Raw genomic sequence first — 15,981 nt, 5'->3', positions numbered from 1 at the left:
GCGATTCTCTATTTGTTCGTGGGCGACGCCCACCAGGTGGTCATCGCCCAAGCGTCGGCCTGGTAGTACGGGGGAACGACATCGGGCAGTACGACAGGCCGCGGCCGGTAGCCGACCAAGAAGGCGCTCCCGTAGTACTGCGGGATCGAGTAGTAGCCGTGCGACAGCACGCGATCGAGCGCGCGCACCGCGGTGCGCAGTTCGGACCTAGTTGTGGCACTGAGCACCTTCTGCACCAGCGCGTCGACGGCCGGATCGGCAATGCCCCAGATGTTGGAGGAGCCATGGGTCTCGGCCGCCTTGGACCCGAAGAAGTCGAGCAACTCGCCTCCCGGCGCGGTACTGCCCGACAAGCGCAGGCTGGTCATTTCGAAGTCGAAATTGTCCATGCGCTGCTGCGACAGCGAGAAGTCGACGGTGCGAAAGCGCATCTCGATGCCAAGCTTCTGCAGCGCGCTCTGGAACGGTGTGGCAACCCGGATGAGCGAGGGCTGGTCGTTCAGGAACTCGATGGTGAATGGCTCGTTCTTGGCGTTGCGCAGCGCGCCATCGCGGTAGGTCCAGCCCGCCTCGGCCAGCAGCGCCCTTGCGCGGCGCAGGTTCTCGCGCAGGCTTCCTGGCGGCGCGGTGCTGGGCGAGATTACGGCCGGTCCGAAGACTTCGGGGCGCAGCTTGTCGCGCAGCGGTTCGAGCAGCGCCAGCTCGTCGGGTTTTGGCAAGCCTTCGGCGTGAAACTCGCTGTTGGGGAAATAACCCTGCACGCGCGTGTAGAGCCCGTAGAACAGCTGGCGGTTGAGCCATTCGAAATCCATTGCCAGCCCGATGGCCTGCCGCACTCGCACGTCCTTGAATTTGTCCTTGCGAAGGTTGAATACGTAGCCCTGGAAATCGCCGGGATTTCGGGTTTCGAAGGCGCGCTTGACGAGCTCGCCGCTCTCGAACTGCTTGCCCTTGTATTGGCGCGCCCAGTTGCGAGAAGTGAATTCGCGCATGAAGTCGAATTCACCCGCCTTGAGCCCCTCGAAGCGGGAGGTGTCGTCCAGGTAGTTTTTGAACGAGATCCGGTCGAAATTGAATTGCCCCCGGCGCGCCGGCAGCTCGGCGCCCCAATAGCGGGGGTCGCGCACATAGGTGATGTCGCGGCCCAGCCGCGCGCTCGCGGGCTTGTAGGGGCCCGAGGCAATTGGCACCTCGCTGATGATCTGGTCGAAAGCCTTGCCGCCGCCCCAGGCGCGGCTGAACACCGCCATGCCGCCGACCACCAAAGGCAGCTCGGGATTGGGCCTTGCAAACTCGAAGCGCACCGTGCGTTCGTCGAGTGCGCGCACGCCCTTCACCTCGGCATAGATCGTTCGGAACTGGGGCGCTGCCAGCTTGCTGTTGAGCGTTTCGAAGGAATACACCACGTCGGCAGCCAGCACCGGCGAGCCGTCGTTGAAGCGCGCCTTGGGATTGAGCCGGAAGGTGGCGGAAAGCTTGTCGGCTGGCACCTCGACGTCCTCCGCCAGCAGGCCATAGGCTGTGGTCGGCTCCTCCGAATTGCCTGCGAGCAGGGTTTCGAACACCAGCACGCCCAGCCCGTAGGGCGCCGTGCCCTTCAGGGTGAACGGGTTGAACTTGTCGAAGTTGGTCGGCCGAGTCGGCGGGACCATGCGGATCTCTCCGCCCTTGGGCGCGTTCGGATTCACATAGCTGAAATGCGTGAAGCCGGGCGGATACTTGACATCGCCGAACTGCGCATAGGCATGGGCGGCCCATGAGGGAGCCGCCCAGAGCATCAGGAGAAAAAGCAGCCAAGCCCGCATGCGAGAATTCTGCCCAAGATTTTCACGAGGCAACTTCATGGGCTTTCTTTCCGGCAAAAAACTGTTGATCACCGGCGTGTTGAGCAATCGCTCCATTGCCTACGGCATTGCCAAGGCGTGTCACGAACAAGGCGCCGAGCTTGCTTTCAGCTACGTCGGCGAGCGATTCAAGGACCGTATCACCGAATTCGCCGCGGACTTCGGCTCCAAGCTTATTTTTGACTGCGACGTGGGCGACGACGCGCAGATCGACAAGCTCTTTGCCGATCTGGCGCAGACCTGGCCCAAGTTCGACGGCTTCGTGCACAGCATCGGTTTCGCGCCGCGAGAAGCGATCTCCGGCGACTTCCTCGAAGGGCTGTCGCGCGAGGGCTTCAAGATTGCGCACGACATCAGCGCCTACAGCTTTCCCGCCATGGCAAAGGCCGCCCTGCCCTACCTCAACGACAAGGCCGCGCTGCTGACGCTGACCTACCTGGGCGCCGAACGCGCACTGCCCAACTACAACACCATGGGTCTGGCCAAGGCCTCGCTCGAGGCTTCGGTGCGCTACACCGCGGCATCGCTCGGCCCCAAGGGCATGCGTGTCAACGGCATCAGCGCCGGCCCCATCAAGACGCTGGCAGCCAGCGGCATCAAGGGTTTCGGCAAGATGCTGTCCGCGGTGGCCGAGGCCTCGCCGATTCGCCGGAACGTGACGATCGAGGAAGTCGGCAACGTGGCCGCCTTTCTGTTGAGCGACCTCGCCAGCGGCGTCAGCGCCGAGATCACCTACGTGGACGGAGGCTTCAGCAACGTCGTTGCTGGTATGGGCGAATAAGGGCTCGCCCCCTTATCTTCCCCAAAGCATTACGTCTTCATCGATTGGCAGCGGCGTCTTGCTGACCCGACGTTCCCTCCTGCTTGCCGGGCTCGGTGCACTGGCGGCCCGGGTGGCCGCCGCGCGCGAGGCCGCGCCGGCACTGATGCTGGCCGAGGTCTACCGCCCAGGCATGCCGCTGGCGGACTACTGGGTCAGCGAAAAATACGATGGGGTGCGCGGTTACTGGGACGGCCAGCAGCTCTGGACGCGTGGCGGCGAGCCCGTGGTGGCGCCCGCCTGGTTCACGGCAAAGTTGCCCAAGCAGCCGCTCGATGGCGAGTTGTGGGCCGGCCGAGGCCAGTTTGCGCTTGCCGTTTCCACCGTGCGCAGCCAGACGCCGAACGACACAGCCTGGCACAGCATGCGGTTCATGGTTTTCGATATGCCGAGCCACGGCGGCGATTTCACCTCACGGCTCGCCGCGCTGCGCAAGCTGCTGCCCATCACCGACGCGCCGTGGATCGTGCCCGTGCCCCAGGAGCGCGCCACCACCCATGTCGAATTGCATGCGCTGCTCGACAAGACCGTGAAGATGGGCGGCGAAGGCCTGATGCTGCACCGGGGCGCATCGCTCTATCGCCCCGAGCGCAACAGCGACCTGCTCAAGGTCAAGCTGCACGACGACGCCGAGGCCCGGGTGGTCGGGCACGTTCCGGGCAAAGGCCGGCACGGCGGCAGGCTCGGTGCATTGCTGGTCGAAACGCCCGACGGCAAGCGCTTCAAACTCGGCAGCGGCCTCACCGACGCCGAGCGGGAGACGCCGCCCGCCATCGGAAGCTGGGTGACCTACCGCTTCAACGGCACCAACCCGGGCGGTCTGCCGAGGTTTGCCCGCTTCGTGCGGGTGCGGCTCGACCTGCCTTCCTGAATCGCAGCGCGCTATCTGCGCGCTGCCCCGTCTTTTATTTCTTCGGTGCGGCGACGCAATCGGCGTAGTAGCGCTTCTTGCCCGTTTCGTCGATGCGCGCCACAAGCCCATGGATGTCGGTCTCGAAGCCTGGGCACTGCAGATTGAACTCGCGCGAAAACCTGAGGTAGTCGACGATCTTCTTGTTGAACACCTCGCCCGGAATCAAGAGAGGAATACCCGGCGGATACGGCGTGATCAGGCTGGTGGTGATGCGGCCTTCGAGCTCGTCGATTTCCACACGCTCGGTCTTGCGGTGCGCGATGTGGGCAAAGGCATCGCTCGGCTTCATGGCCGGCGTGAGATCGCTCAGGTACATCTCGGTGGTGAGGCGCGCCACGTCATAGCGCGCATACAGCTGGTGGATGTGCTGGCACAGGTCGCGCAGGCCCAGGCGCTCATAGCCGGGGTGCTGCTGGCAGAACTCGGGCAGGATGCGCCACATCGGCTGGTTGCGCGCGTAGTCGTCCTTGAACTGCTGCAACGCCGTGAGCAGCGTGTTCCAGCGGCCCTTGGTGATGCCGATGGTGAACATGATGAAAAAGCTGTAGAGCCCGGTCTTCTCCACGATCACGCCATGCTCGGCGAGAAACTTGGTCACCACGCTCGCGGGAATGCCGGTCTCGGCAAAGTTGCCTTCCAGGTCGAGGCCGGGCGTCACGATGGTCGACTTGATCGGGTCGAGCATGTTGAAGCCGTCGGCCAGTTCGCCGAAGCCGTGCCAGTTGCGCGGCGACTTCTTGTTCTTGGGCTTTCCGTTCTTCTCGCCCGTCATGATCCAGTCTTCGGCGCGGCCAATGCCTTCGTCGACGAGCTTCTCGGGGCCCCAGACCTTGAACCACCACTCGTCCTTGCCGAACTCGTCCTCCACCTTGCGCATGGCGCGGCGGAAGTCGAGCGCTTCGAGAATGCTCTCTTCTACCAGCGCGGTGCCGCCGGGCGGCTCCATCATGGCGGCGGCCACGTCGCAGCTCGCGATGATTGCGTACTGCGGGCTGGTGGACGAGTGCATCAGGTAGGCCTCGTTGAACAGGTCGCGGTCCAGCGCACGGTTCTGCGAGTCCTGCACCAGCACGTGGCTGGCCTGGCTGATGCCGGCCAGCAGCTTGTGGGTCGACTGGGTCGCAAACACCAGTGATTCCTTCGGCCGCACGCGGCGCTTGCCCATCGCGTGGTAGGCGCCATAGAACGGATGGAAGGCCGCATGCGGCAGCCATGCCTCGTCGAAATGCAGCGTGTCGACGTAGCCGTCGAGCATGCCCTTGATGGTCTCGGTGTTGTAGATCACGCCGTCGTAGGTCGACTGTGTGAGCGTCATCACGCGCGGCTTCACCTTGTTCGGGTCCACGTCGGCCAGCAGCGGATTGGCCTTGATCTTGGCCTTGATGGCGCTCTGCTCGAACTCGCTCTTCGGAATCGGGCCGATGATGCCGAAGTGGTTGCGCGTGGGCTTCATGAACACCGGAATCGCGCCGGTCATGATGATCGCGTGCAGGATCGACTTGTGGCAGTTGCGGTCGACCACCACCACGTCGTCCGGCGCCACGGTGTGGTGCCACACCATCTTGTTGCTGGTGCTGGTGCCGTTGGTCACGAAGAAGCAATGGTCGGCGTTGAAAATGCGCGCGGCGTTGCGCTCGCTGGCGGCCACGGGGCCGGTGTGGTCCAGCAGCTGGCCGAGTTCTTCCACGGCGTTGCAGACGTCGGCGCGCAGCATGTTCTCGCCAAAGAACTGGTGGAACATCTGGCCCACCGGGCTCTTCAGGAACGCGACGCCGCCCGAGTGACCCGGGCAGTGCCACGAGTACGAGCCGTCTTCGGCGTAGTCGATCAGCGCCTTGAAGAACGGCGGCTGCACGCCCTCCAGGTAGCTCTTGGCCTCGCGGATGATGTGGCGCGCCACGAACTCGGGCGTGTCCTCGAACATGTGGATGAAGCCGTGCAGCTCGCGCAGGATGTCGTTCGGAATGTGGCGCGAGGTCTTGGTTTCGCCGTAGATGTAGATCGGCACGTCGGCGTTCTTGCGGCGCACCTCGCCGATGAAGCTGCGCAGGCTCAGCACGGCCGGATCGAGGTCGGGGCCGACTGTGAACTCCTCGTCGTCGATCGACAGGATGAAAGCGCTGGCACGGCTTTGCTGCTGCGCAAACTGGCTCAAGTCCCCATAGCTCGTGACGCCCAGCACCTCGAAGCCCTCGCTTTCGAAGGCCTGCGCAAGCGCGCGAATACCAAGGCCCGAGGTGTTTTCGGAGCGGAAATCCTCGTCGATGATGACGATGGGGAAGCGAAATTTCATGAGCGGGGTCCCGGACAGGCAATGAGGCGCGAAGTGTACGGAATTCGGATGAAGGATTCCGTGACCTTTTGACTCAGAATGTCGGGCGTCCATCAAAGAGGAGAAGACATGGCGAATTCCACCATCTGGTGGCTGATAGCGGGGGCGGCCATCGTGCTAGAGCTGCTCTCGGGGACGGTTTACCTGTTGCTGCTGGCCACGGGCTTCGCAGCGGCCGCGGTGGCGGCGCACGTCGGAGCGGGCACCGTTGCGCAACTGGTCGTGGCGGCCGTGGTGGGCGTGGGTGCCGTGATTGCCTGGTATGTGGTGCACGGCCGGCGCCCGGCTCCGCCGCCCACGGGGTCGAACCGCGACCTCAACCTGGACATCGGCGAACTCATTCATATCGAGGCGTGGAACCCCGACGGCACGGCCACCGTGCGCTACAGAGGTGCCCAGTGGACAGTGGTGCCGCGCGCCGGCAATGCGCCCGTCACCGGCGAGCACCGCGTGGTCGAGGTCATCGGCAGCCGCCTCGTGGTCGAGAAGACCTAATCAGAACCCCAGAGGAGAAACACATCATGGAATTTTCGGTTCCCATCATCATTTTGATCATTGCGGTCATCGTCATCAGCCAGTCGGTCAAGTTCGTGCCGCAGCAGAACGCTTGGGTGCGCGAGCGGCTGGGCAAGTACCACAGCACCATGACGCCCGGTCCCAACTTCCTGATCCCCTTCATCGACAAGGTCGCGTACAAGCACAGCCTGAAGGAAATTCCGCTCGACGTGCCGAGCCAGATCTGCATCACGCGGGACAACACCCAGCTGCAGGTCGACGGCATCCTGTACTTCCAGGTGACTGACCCGATGCGGGCGAGCTACGGCTCGTCGAACTACATCGTGGCCGTGACGCAGCTGGCGCAAACGTCGCTGCGCAGCGTGATCGGCAAGCTCGAACTCGACAAGACCTTCGAGGAGCGCGACGTCATCAACGCGCAAGTGGTGGCGGCCATCGACGAGGCGGCGCTCAACTGGGGCGTGAAGGTGCTGCGCTACGAAATCAAGGATCTGACCCCGCCCAAGGAAATCTTGCTGGCCATGCAGGCCCAGATCACCGCCGAGCGCGGCAAGCGCGCGCTGATCGCCGCCTCCGAAGGCCGGCGCCAGGAGCAGATCAACATCGCCACCGGCGAGCGCGAAGCCTTCATCGCTCGCTCCGAGGGCGAGAAGCAGGCCCAGATCAACAATGCCCAGGGCGAGGCGGCCGCCATCACGGCCGTGGCCACTGCCACGGCCGACGCCATCGAGCGCGTGGCGGCAGCCATCCGCCAGCCGGGCGGCGAACAGGCGGTGCAGCTCAAGGTGGCCGAACGCGCGGTCGATGCCTACGGCAAGGTCGCGGCCGACTCCAAGACTACGCTGATCGTGCCCAGCAACATGACCGAAACCGCCGCGCTCATTGCCTCGGCTATGCGCATGGTCCAGGCCGGCAAGCCGCAAAATCCGGCCTGAGCGACTGCTACAATCGAAGGCTCAGGAGCGGTGGATGAGCGGTTTAAGTCGCACGCCTGGAAAGCGTGTGAGGGTTAATAGCCCTCCGCGGGTTCGAATCCCGCCTGCTCCGCCAGAGAATTGATTGTTCGCAACCGTTCGCGGGCATGAGAGTCAGAATAAGAGCCCAGGGTGCCTTCCAGCATCCTGGGTTTTTTTATTGCCTCGTTGCGCCCTTGCAACGCAAGCCTGGGTGCCCACCGGCCTCAACTGGCGGTACGATCCAAAGTCTTACTTTCACGCCTGCAGAAGGAGCCCGGATGGCCGGACAACCACAAGCCGCCCCGCGCGGCGACACGTCGCTCGAACAGACATTGGAGAAGACCGAAGCGGTCGCCGCCGATGTGCAGCGGGCGTCGGACAACCTGGCGGTCGTGAACACGGTTCTCGAACAGGAATTGCCCGAAGACATTCAGGTGGGTGAAGTGGCCCAGGCCATCGAGCACACCAACCAGCTCGAAGAAAAGCTGGCCAAGTCGGCCGAAACGCTGGCCGAAGTGAACGCCGCCTTGAGCGAGGAAATCGAGAAGCGTCTCGAGATCACGGCCCAGCGCGACGAAAGCGAAGCAGAGGCCGAGAAACTCAAGGCAAGGATCCGTTCCGGCGCTTCGGACTGATCGTCTCCACGGTCTTTCCGAGACGAACGGGACGCTCCTTATCCCTTCTCCTACGCTGCGGACGCATTCGGCACGCTACGCTATTGGTTCTCAAAGCGAAACCACGGCATGGCCCTCATCACGTTCCTCGTCGAGGACAACAAGACCATCAGGGACAACCTGGTCCCAGCTCTCGAAGATCTGGTCAATGGCCAAGTCGTGGGCTTCGCCGAAACCGAGTCGGCGGCGCTCGCCTGGCTCGCCGCCCACCCCCATGACTGGCAATTGCTCATCGTCGACCTTTTTCTGAAAGAAGGCTCCGGCCTGGGCGTGCTCTCGGGCTGCAAGACACGCGGCCCCGGCCAGCGCGTCGTGGTGCTGAGCAACTACGTGACAGCCGACATCCGCGCGCGTTGCGAGGCCCTGGGTGCCGACGCAGTCTTCGACAAGTCTCGCGACCTCGACGCCTTCATCGACTACTGCAACACCGACCGGCCTTCCGGCTTTGCCGGGTTGCACTGAACGCCGGTTTACGCCGGCCAAGAAAAAAGGGCCCGAAGGCCCTTTTTCATTTTGCGCTTAGGCGCACCGATCAGCGCACCACGGCGATCTGCGTACGCACGCCACCCTTGTAGGTGAAGAGCGTCAGCGCACCGTTCTTGATGTCGCCCTTTTCGTCGAAGGCGATGGGGCCGGTCACGCCCTTGTATTGCAGCTTGCCGATCTCCGGCAGGTACTTTTCAGGTTCGGAGGAACCGGCCTTGACCATGGCTTCGGCCAGAACGTTGACCGCGTCGTAGACATACGGTGCATAGATCTGGACGTCCACGCCGTTCTTGGTCTTGAACTTGGCCTTGAAGTCTTCCAGCGGCTGCTTGAAGTCGCCATCGACACCGCCGGCTTCGGCGCAAACCACCATCTCTTCGCCGATGGCATCGCCAGCCAGCTTCGGCAGTTCGCCGGTGCACAGGCCGTCGCCGCCCATGAACTTGACGTTCAGGCCGAGTTGCTTGACCTGCTTGAGCATCGGGCCGCCAACGGCGTCCATGCCGCCGAAGAACAGCACGTCGGGCTTGGCAGACTTGAGCTTGGTCAGGATAGCGTTGAAGTCGGTCGACTTGTCGGTCGTGAACTCGTGGCCGACGATGGTGCCGCCAGCAGCCTTGGCCGCCTTTTCGAACTCTTCGGCAACGCCCTGGCCGTAAGCCGTGCGGTCGTCGATCACGGCAATGTTCTTGCCCTTGAGCGTTTCGACCGCGTACTTGCCCAGCGTGCCGCCGAGTTGCGTGTCGTCAGCCACCACGCGGAACGCGGTCTTGAAGCCTTGGCGCGTGTACTTGGGATTGGTTGCCGAAGGCGAGATCTGCGGAATGCCGGCGTCGCTGTAGAGCTTGGAGGCGGGAATCGTGGTGCCCGAGTTCAGGTGGCCGACGATACCGTTGACCTTGCTGTCGACCAGCTTCTGGGCCACTGCCGTGCCTTGCTTCGGATCGCCAGCGTCGTCTTCTGCGAGCAGTTCGAACTTGGCAACCTTGTCACCGATCTTGAGTCCCTTGGCGTTCAGGTCTTCGATGGCCATCTTGGCGCCGAGCTCGTTGTCCTTGCCAAGGTGGGCAATGGCGCCGCTGGTGGGACCGACGTGGCCGATCTTGACGACCAGCGTGCTTGCCGGAGGCGCTGCAGGTGCGGGGGCCGCTGCCGTGGGCGCCGGGGCGGCCGGTGCAGCAGCTTCTTCTTTCTTGCCGCAAGCCACAAGCGTGAGAGCAGCCAGTGCGACCGCAGTCCATTTCAATTGCATGAGAACCTCCAGAACATTGATAAATAACTAAAAACCGGTCGTGTGATCCGGGCGCGCAGACCTCGCAAGTTTCGCGCCGCAGACCAGCGGCACCCTCCCGCCCCACCGACCTGGCGCGCAGTTTAGCTGAAGCTTTACGCTCCGGAAGTTGGCACAGACCCTGTGTTTTCAGAGAGCTCGGCGGCCATTGCCTCGATCACCAAAGCCCGCAATACGGCCTCGATTTCTTCGCGCAGCCGAGGCACCATGGCATCGAGTTGCTGCTGCACGGCAGCCGATACGGTGTCGCTCAAACGCTCCTCCAAGGAGAGGTCGACGCGCTGCAGCACGCGGTGCAAAAGCTGCTCTTCGAGGCGCACGATCTCGGCGTCCGAACGCTGCTCAGCCGGAGGCAGCGCTACCGCTTCGGCGGGGTCGACGGGCGCAGCCGGCGCGGCCACAGGGCTCGCAGGCTCGGTGCCCACAGCGTCGGCCGGCAGGTCGAGCACCGTGGTCAGGGTGGGAACGAATCGGGGCGGTGTACGCAGCGTGCTGGCCATCAGGAAGCGCTCCTTGCAAAGTCGTGCGGCTGGATCGTGTAGCCCCGATCGGCATAGTGGCGCCACCGCGACCGGCCGATCTGCCGCTCTGCGGCCTCGTCGCTCACGATGTCGATCAGGCGCTCGAAGCGCTCGAAACCCGCCGGGACCTCGGCGCCCAGGTTCACGAGCATTTCGCGGTGCGGCAGCGATGCGGCCTCCGCGCCCTCCGCCGAAAGAATGACCGGCGAGCGGGCCACCACGTGAGGCTGCGCGTCGGCCCTGCAGTGGGCGATGAAGTCGGACGGCAAGAGCTGCCAAAGCGCCGCATCCACCGCCTCGAGCACTCGCGCCTCACCCACCACGACCACGCGCAACCCGCGCGCGTTCACGGCCTTGCGAACCAGCCGGCAGGCGTAGTTCACCTTGTCCGGCGTATTGAAATGAAATCCGATTTCGGTCACTGCGCGGACCGGGCCTTTCGGGTGGCTGAACCGGCGCTCTTGCGAACGGCCTTCGACGGGGCGGCCGCCTTGGCGGAGCCACTGCGTGCGCGCTCCATCAGGTAGGAGACCAGCAGGCCCACGGGCCGTCCGGTCGAGCCCTTGGCTGCCCCGCTCTTCCAAGCGGTGCCTGCGATGTCCAGGTGCGCCCAGGGAAAATCGCCAGCAAAGCGCTGCAGGAACTTGGCCGCCGTGATGGCCCCGCCCGCGCGGCCCGCCACGTTGGCGACATCGGCAAAGTTGCTCTTCAGGCCATCGGCATATTCGTCGTCCAGCGGAAGGCGCCAGCAACGGTCCTGCGATTCCTCGCCGGCCGCCTGGAGCGCCGTAGCCAGGGTTTCGTCGGCGGTGAAAAGGCCGCTGCGCACGCCGCCAAGTGCCACCACGCAGGCACCGGTAAGCGTGGCGATATCGATCACGGCAGCCGGCTCGAAGCGCTTGGCGTACGTGAGGGCGTCACACAGGATAAGCCGCCCCTCGGCGTCGGTGTTCAGCACTTCGATGGTCTGGCCGCTCATGCTGGTGACCACGTCGCCGGGCTTGATGGCGCGGCCGTCGTTCATGTTCTCGCACGTGGGCACGAGGCCCACGACGTTGATGGCCGGCTGGATTTCTCCCAGCGCGCGGAAGGTGCCCAGCACGCTGGCCGCGCCGCACATATCGAACTTCATCTCGTCCATCTCGGCGGCCGGCTTCAGCGAGACGCCGCCGGTGTCGAAGGTGATGCCCTTGCCGACCAGTACCACGGGCGCCTGATCCTTGGGGCCGCCCTGGTAGCGCAGCACGATGAAACGCAGCGGTTCGGCCGATCCTTGCGCCACGGCAGCGAACGAGCCCATGCCGAGCTTCTGCACCTCCTTGGGGCCCAGCACCTCGCACTTGATGCGTGGCAGCTTGGCCAGGCCCTTGGCCGCCTCGGCCAGCAAGGTGGGCGTGCAATAGTTGCCGGGGCGGTTGCCCCACTCTTTTGCGAGCTCAATGCCGGACACCGTGGCGCGGGCTTCGTCGAAGGCCTTGCCGACCGCCGAGGCGTCCGTCACGCCGAGCGTCAGGTTGCGAATGGTGCGCCCGTTCTCCCCATTCGAGCCCGTTGCCTTGGTCGTGGTGTAGACGTAGCTGGCGTCGGCGGCCGCTGCCACGGCGCTTGCCGCGGCGGCGCCATCGGCCTCTTGTGCGAAGACCATCACCATGCGCTTGGGGGCGTTGGCCTTGGCTGCGTTGACCGCGGCGATGACGCCGCTACGCACCGACGCGGGCTTGCCGTCGCCGATGGCGGCGAGCACGACCCGCGACGCGACCACCTCGTCGGGATGATAGAGCGCGAGCAGCTTGCCGGCCTTGTCGGGCAGGTCGCCAGCCTTGCGGGCGCTGGCTATCAGCGCTGACAACGGGTCTTTGGAAGTGAGGGGTGCGCTGCCGACAAGCACGATCAGCACGTCTGATTTTTCGGCCGCGGCGCGGGCAAGGGTGAGGGTCTTGAGCTGAAAGTCCATAATCCTTTTTTTCCTCGAACGATGTTATTCCATTCTTCCTTACGCAAGGAGCTGTCGCGCAGCTTCGGAGCGACCCTCGTTGTCCTGGTCACCATCGTGATGACCATGATGCTCATCCGCACGCTCGGGCTTGCCTCCAAGGGCAGCGTGAACCCGTCCGAAGTCTTCCTTGTGATGGCGTACACGGTGCTCGGCTACATGCCGACCATCCTGAGCCTGAGCCTGTTCATCGCCATCGTCGGCACCTTGTCGCGCATGTATCGCGACAGCGAAATGGTGATCTGGTTCTCCAGCGGGCGCGGCCTGGCCGATTTCGTCAAGCCGCTGTTCCGCTTTGCGTGGCCGGTGCTTGCGCTGATCGCGGTCATGGCGCTGCTGGGCTGGCCCTGGGCCAACTCCCAGACCATCGGCATGCGCGCGCAGTATGAACGGCGCAGCGACATCGAACGCGTCACGCCGGGCGAGTTCCGCGAATCGTCGGGGCGCATGCGCGTCTTCTTCATCGACAAGGACACGCCTGATGGCGCCACCGCAACCAACGTCTTCATCTGGGCCATCGAGCGCGGGCTGCAGATCACGACCTCCGCGCGCAGCGGGCGCATCGAGAACATCGGCGAGAACCGCTTCCTGATGCTGAGCAACGGCCAGCGGCTCGAACGGCCGCTGCTGCCCACTGCCGGCCTCAAGATCAGCGAGTTCGAAACCTACGGCACGCGCGCCGGCGGCACAGCGGCTTTGGCTGGCGACACCACCCCAGCACGCGCCAAGCCCACGCTCCAGCTCCTGCGCGAGCCCGGCGACGCAAGCCGTGGAGAACTGGCCTGGCGCATCGGCATGCTGCTGGCGGCCATTAATTTCGTGCTGCTCGCCTTGACCGTGTCGAGTGTCAATCCGCGCGTGGGACGCAGCGGGAACCTGCTGTTTGCGCTGTTCGCCTTCGTCGTCTACTACAACATGCTGAACCTCGGCCAGAGCTGGATCAGCTCCGGCCGCTACGGCATGGGCTCCTTCATGCTGGTGCTGCACGGCGGCGTTCTCCTGATCGGCGTCGCCTGGCTGATCCTGCGCAACAACAACTGGGGCCGGCGGCGCAAGACCGAGCGCGTCATGGCCGGCGGCCTGCCCTCACAGCCCGCAAAGATCGACCCGACCTCGTGAAAACAATCCGACGCCTGATCTATGTCGAGGCACTGAAAGCCGTGGCTTTCGTGACGCTCGGCTTCCTGAGCCTGTTCTTCTTCTTCGACTTCGTCGACGAACTGCAGTCCATCGGCAAACCCGAGAGCTTGGCCTACGGGCCCGCGCAGGCACTGATTTATGTTGCCTTGCTGATCCCGAGCCACCTGTACGAGCTGCTTCCCATCACCGTGCTGATCGGCTGCATCTTCGTGATGGCACGCCTCGCGCAGAGCTCCGAATACACCATTCTTCGCACCAGCGGCCTCGGGCCTTGGCGCGCCCTGCGCACCCTGCTGCTCCTCGGCGTGGGTTTCGTCGTGCTGACCTTTGCCATCGGCGACTACATCGCGCCGGCCTCGGAGCGCACCGGCCAACTGCTCAAGTCGCGCTACCAGGGCTCGTACTCGCTGGTGGGCAATACCGGAGCCTGGCTCAAGGAAAAGCGCGAGAACGTCTCCTATGCCGTCAACGTGCTGTCCATTGCACGCGATGGCTCGCTGAAGAATGCACGCATCTTCGAGTTCGACGCCAACGGCTATGTGCGCAAGCAGCTCGTCGCGTCTACGGCGCGCATCTACGACGACCACTGGACCCTGTCGGACGTCGAACTGCAGGACTACGACACGCGCACGGCCGCCGACAAGGCTCGCATCGTCACCACCAAGCTGCCGCAACTCGACTGGCCAACCACGCTGACGGCCGAGATGGTGTCGGTGGCCCTTTTGCGGCCGGACCGCATGGGAACCATCGACCTGTTCGACTACATCAGCCATCTCGAAGCCAACGGACAGACGGCGCAGCGCTACGAGATCCAGTTTTGGCGCAAGGTCTTCTATCCGCTCTCCTGCCTCGTGATGGTGGTGCTCGCCCTGCCCTTCGCGTACCTGCACTTCCGCCAAGCCGGCATCACCACGTACGTGTTCGGCGGGGTGATGATCGGCATCAGCTTCTTCTTGCTCAACAACGTGTTCGGCTACCTCGGCAACCTAAGCAACTGGTCGCCGTGGCTCACAGCCGCGGCGCCGGGCCTCATTTATTCAGTCATGTCGCTTGCCGCGTTCAGTTGGCTGGTTCTTCGAAGATAAAAGAGAAGTAAAAGATGGCGGTTGGCAACGCAAGGGGCATCATCCTCTTGGCCCACGGTTCGCGCGACGAGCGCTGGCGCGCGCCAATCGAGGCCGTGGCTGCCCGCGTCACGGCGCTCGATCCGCAAGCCCGCGTGGTGTGCGCCTACATGGAACTCGCCACGCCTGACTTGCGCACCGCCGCCGCGGCTCTGATTGCGAGCGGTGCCCGTTCGCTTCGCGTCGTTCCGCTGTTCCTCGGAATGGGAAAGCACGCACGCGAAGATCTGCCGCTACAACTCGATGCGCTCAAAGGCACCTGGCCGCAAGTCGAGTTCCAGCTCGCCAGCATCGTTGGCGAAGAACCTGAACTGGTTGAATTACTCGCCAGAATTGCAAGCAAATCTTGAATTCGCGGCTATTTCCATAGACTCCGAAGGCATAATGAATTCCGTAATAAGACGGAATTTGATATGAATCTGCACCAGTTCAAGTTTGTTCAGGAGGCCGTGCGGCGCAACCTGAACCTCACGGAAGCGGCCAAGGCGCTCCACACTTCCCAGCCGGGGGTGTCGAAAGCCATCATCGAGCTGGAGGAAGAACTCGGCGTCGAGATCTTCGCCCGCCATGGCAAGCGCCTCAAGCGAGTCACCGAGCCGGGCCAGCATGTGATTGCCAGCATCGAACTGATCATGCGCGAGGTCGGCAATCTCAAGCGCATTGGCGAGCAGTTCAGCGCGCAAGACAGCGGCACCCTCTCCATCGCAACCACGCACACCCAGGCGCGCTACGTGCTGCCGGTACCGGTGGCTAAGCTGCGCGAGGCCTACCCGAAGGTCAACGTCAGCCTGCACCAGGGCTCGCCCGACCAGGTGGCGCGCATGGTGATCGACGAAATCGCCGAGGTGGGCATTGCGACCGAATCGCTGGCCGACTACACCGAGCTTGTGACGCTGCCCTGCTACGAATGGCAGCACGTGCTGGTGCTCCCCAAGGACCACCCGCTGGCTGCCAAGGACCGCATCTCGCTCGAGGACCTGGCGCACGAACCCATCATCACCTACCACCCGTCGTTCACCGGCCGCACGCGCATCGACCATGCGTTTGCGCAGAAGAAGCTCACGCCGCGTATCGCACTCGAAGCGATCGACTCCGACGTGATCAAGACCTACGTGCGCCTAGGATTGGGCGTGGGTATCGTGGCAGAGATGGCGGTGCGCGACGAATCGAACGCCGACCTCGTGGTGCGACCCATGGGACATGTGTTCGGACAGAACATCGCGCGCGTGGCGTTCAAGCGCAGCGCCTACCTGCGAAACTTCGTGTTCAAGTTCGCCGAGCTGCTGTCCGACCGGCTCGACCGCAACCTGATCGCCAAGGCCCTGAGCGGCCATCAGCAAGACTACGAACTCTGAGATCCAGCACCGGCTT

At 63.9% G+C, this 15,981-nt stretch carries 16 protein-coding genes and 1 tRNA gene; 11 read left to right on the top strand and 6 right to left on the bottom strand.

Annotated elements, in window-relative coordinates:
• Positions 1-8: 8 nt before the first annotated feature.
• A complete protein-coding gene (locus J2X92_RS16870; protein ID WP_307577087.1) occupies positions 9-1,805 on the bottom strand; it encodes an extracellular solute-binding protein in 1,797 nt (598 codons plus the stop codon).
• Positions 1,806-1,842: 37 nt separating this feature from the next.
• Here J2X92_RS16870 and fabI point away from each other — a divergent pair, with 37 nt between their 5' ends.
• Together fabI and J2X92_RS16860 are read left to right on the top strand one after the other, a co-directional pair.
• Entirely contained in the window at positions 1,843-2,625 is a 783-nt protein-coding gene (fabI, locus tag J2X92_RS16865; protein ID WP_055797050.1) for an enoyl-ACP reductase FabI, read from the top strand.
• 58 nt (positions 2,626-2,683) lie between these two features.
• Positions 2,684-3,535: a DNA ligase gene (locus tag J2X92_RS16860; RefSeq protein WP_307577086.1), complete on the top strand. Its 852-nt coding sequence runs from the start codon at positions 2,684-2,686 to the stop codon at positions 3,533-3,535.
• Between the two features lie 34 nt (positions 3,536-3,569).
• On the opposite strand, the gene J2X92_RS16855 is transcribed toward J2X92_RS16860, so the two are convergent.
• Complete coding sequence (locus J2X92_RS16855) at positions 3,570-5,870, bottom strand: arginine/lysine/ornithine decarboxylase (RefSeq protein WP_307577085.1); 2,301 nt, start codon at positions 5,868-5,870, stop codon at positions 3,570-3,572.
• A 108-nt stretch (positions 5,871-5,978) separates the two neighbouring features.
• On the opposite strand from J2X92_RS16855, the gene J2X92_RS16850 reads away from it, so the two are divergent.
• The 5 genes from J2X92_RS16850 (at position 5,979) to J2X92_RS16830 (ending at position 8,517) form a co-directional block, all read left to right on the top strand.
• Positions 5,979-6,404 carry an NfeD family protein gene (locus J2X92_RS16850; protein WP_307577084.1) on the top strand — a complete coding sequence of 142 codons (426 nt, stop codon included), beginning with the start codon at positions 5,979-5,981 and terminating at the stop codon, positions 6,402-6,404.
• 26 nt (positions 6,405-6,430) lie between these two features.
• Positions 6,431-7,360 carry an SPFH domain-containing protein gene (locus tag J2X92_RS16845; RefSeq protein WP_307577083.1) on the top strand — a complete coding sequence of 310 codons (930 nt, stop codon included), beginning with the start codon at positions 6,431-6,433 and terminating at the stop codon, positions 7,358-7,360.
• A gap of 24 nt (positions 7,361-7,384) precedes the next feature.
• Positions 7,385-7,475 (top strand) — tRNA-Ser (locus J2X92_RS16840).
• Between the two features lie 184 nt (positions 7,476-7,659).
• Positions 7,660-8,016: a hypothetical protein gene (locus J2X92_RS16835; protein ID WP_307577082.1), complete on the top strand. Its 357-nt coding sequence runs from the start codon at positions 7,660-7,662 to the stop codon at positions 8,014-8,016.
• Positions 8,017-8,124: 108 nt separating this feature from the next.
• Positions 8,125-8,517 (top strand): response regulator, encoded by a 393-nt coding sequence (locus J2X92_RS16830; RefSeq protein WP_307577081.1) that lies wholly within the window; start codon positions 8,125-8,127, stop codon positions 8,515-8,517.
• A gap of 70 nt (positions 8,518-8,587) precedes the next feature.
• On the opposite strand, the gene J2X92_RS16825 is transcribed toward J2X92_RS16830, so the two are convergent.
• The 4 genes from J2X92_RS16825 to J2X92_RS16810 form a co-directional block, all read right to left on the bottom strand.
• The gene (locus tag J2X92_RS16825) at positions 8,588-9,793 is read right to left on the bottom strand and encodes a branched-chain amino acid ABC transporter substrate-binding protein (protein WP_093022735.1); all 1,206 of its coding nucleotides are present in this window, start codon (positions 9,791-9,793) and stop codon (positions 8,588-8,590) included.
• 134 nt (positions 9,794-9,927) lie between these two features.
• Positions 9,928-10,332, bottom strand: a complete 405-nt coding sequence (locus J2X92_RS16820; protein ID WP_307577080.1) for a hypothetical protein — start codon at positions 10,330-10,332, stop codon at positions 9,928-9,930.
• A complete protein-coding gene (locus J2X92_RS16815) occupies positions 10,332-10,775 on the bottom strand; it encodes a DNA polymerase III subunit chi (protein WP_307577079.1) in 444 nt (147 codons plus the stop codon). Before J2X92_RS16815 ends, J2X92_RS16820 begins: the two co-directional genes overlap by 1 nt.
• Positions 10,772-12,307 (bottom strand): leucyl aminopeptidase, encoded by a 1,536-nt coding sequence (locus J2X92_RS16810; protein ID WP_307577078.1) that lies wholly within the window; start codon positions 12,305-12,307, stop codon positions 10,772-10,774. The genes J2X92_RS16815 and J2X92_RS16810 overlap by 4 nt, the downstream gene beginning before the upstream one ends.
• 21 nt (positions 12,308-12,328) lie before the next feature.
• Between J2X92_RS16810 and lptF the strand changes: the two genes are divergently transcribed.
• The 4 genes from lptF (at position 12,329) to J2X92_RS16790 (ending at position 15,965) form a co-directional block, all read left to right on the top strand.
• Positions 12,329-13,465: an LPS export ABC transporter permease LptF gene (lptF, locus tag J2X92_RS16805; protein ID WP_307577077.1), complete on the top strand. Its 1,137-nt coding sequence runs from the start codon at positions 12,329-12,331 to the stop codon at positions 13,463-13,465.
• Positions 13,462-14,571, top strand: coding sequence for an LPS export ABC transporter permease LptG (lptG, locus tag J2X92_RS16800; RefSeq protein ID WP_307577076.1), 1,110 nt, complete (start codon positions 13,462-13,464; stop codon positions 14,569-14,571). Before lptF ends, lptG begins: the two co-directional genes overlap by 4 nt.
• Before the next feature lie 14 nt (positions 14,572-14,585).
• Complete coding sequence (locus J2X92_RS16795; protein ID WP_307577075.1) at positions 14,586-14,960, top strand: sirohydrochlorin chelatase; 375 nt, start codon at positions 14,586-14,588, stop codon at positions 14,958-14,960.
• 63 nt (positions 14,961-15,023) lie between these two features.
• Positions 15,024-15,965, top strand: a complete 942-nt coding sequence (locus tag J2X92_RS16790; protein ID WP_307577074.1) for a CysB family HTH-type transcriptional regulator — start codon at positions 15,024-15,026, stop codon at positions 15,963-15,965.
• Positions 15,966-15,981: the final 16 nt, after the last annotated feature.

Origin of the sequence: Variovorax paradoxus (genome assembly GCF_030811855.1) — a bacterium.
Lineage (GTDB): Bacteria > Pseudomonadota > Gammaproteobacteria > Burkholderiales > Burkholderiaceae_C > Variovorax > Variovorax paradoxus_L.
This window is presented reverse-complemented; position numbering and strand designations above follow the sequence as displayed.

Coding starts and splice junctions, on each gene's coding strand:
- J2X92_RS16850 (WP_307577084.1), top strand. CDS start 5,979: ATGGCGAATTCCACCATCTGGTGGCTGATAGCGGGGGCGGCCATCGTG.
- J2X92_RS16795 (WP_307577075.1), top strand. CDS start 14,586: ATGGCGGTTGGCAACGCAAGGGGCATCATCCTCTTGGCCCACGGTTCG.
- J2X92_RS16810 (WP_307577078.1), bottom strand. CDS start 12,307: ATGGACTTTCAGCTCAAGACCCTCACCCTTGCCCGCGCCGCGGCCGAA.
- J2X92_RS16820 (WP_307577080.1), bottom strand. CDS start 10,332: ATGGCCAGCACGCTGCGTACACCGCCCCGATTCGTTCCCACCCTGACC.
- J2X92_RS16790 (WP_307577074.1), top strand. CDS start 15,024: ATGAATCTGCACCAGTTCAAGTTTGTTCAGGAGGCCGTGCGGCGCAAC.
- J2X92_RS16825 (WP_093022735.1), bottom strand. CDS start 9,793: ATGCAATTGAAATGGACTGCGGTCGCACTGGCTGCTCTCACGCTTGTG.
- J2X92_RS16830 (WP_307577081.1), top strand. CDS start 8,125: ATGGCCCTCATCACGTTCCTCGTCGAGGACAACAAGACCATCAGGGAC.
- fabI (WP_055797050.1), top strand. CDS start 1,843: ATGGGCTTTCTTTCCGGCAAAAAACTGTTGATCACCGGCGTGTTGAGC.
- J2X92_RS16835 (WP_307577082.1), top strand. CDS start 7,660: ATGGCCGGACAACCACAAGCCGCCCCGCGCGGCGACACGTCGCTCGAA.
- J2X92_RS16855 (WP_307577085.1), bottom strand. CDS start 5,870: ATGAAATTTCGCTTCCCCATCGTCATCATCGACGAGGATTTCCGCTCC.
- J2X92_RS16870 (WP_307577087.1), bottom strand. CDS start 1,805: ATGCGGGCTTGGCTGCTTTTTCTCCTGATGCTCTGGGCGGCTCCCTCA.
- lptF (WP_307577077.1), top strand. CDS start 12,329: ATGTTATTCCATTCTTCCTTACGCAAGGAGCTGTCGCGCAGCTTCGGA.
- J2X92_RS16845 (WP_307577083.1), top strand. CDS start 6,431: ATGGAATTTTCGGTTCCCATCATCATTTTGATCATTGCGGTCATCGTC.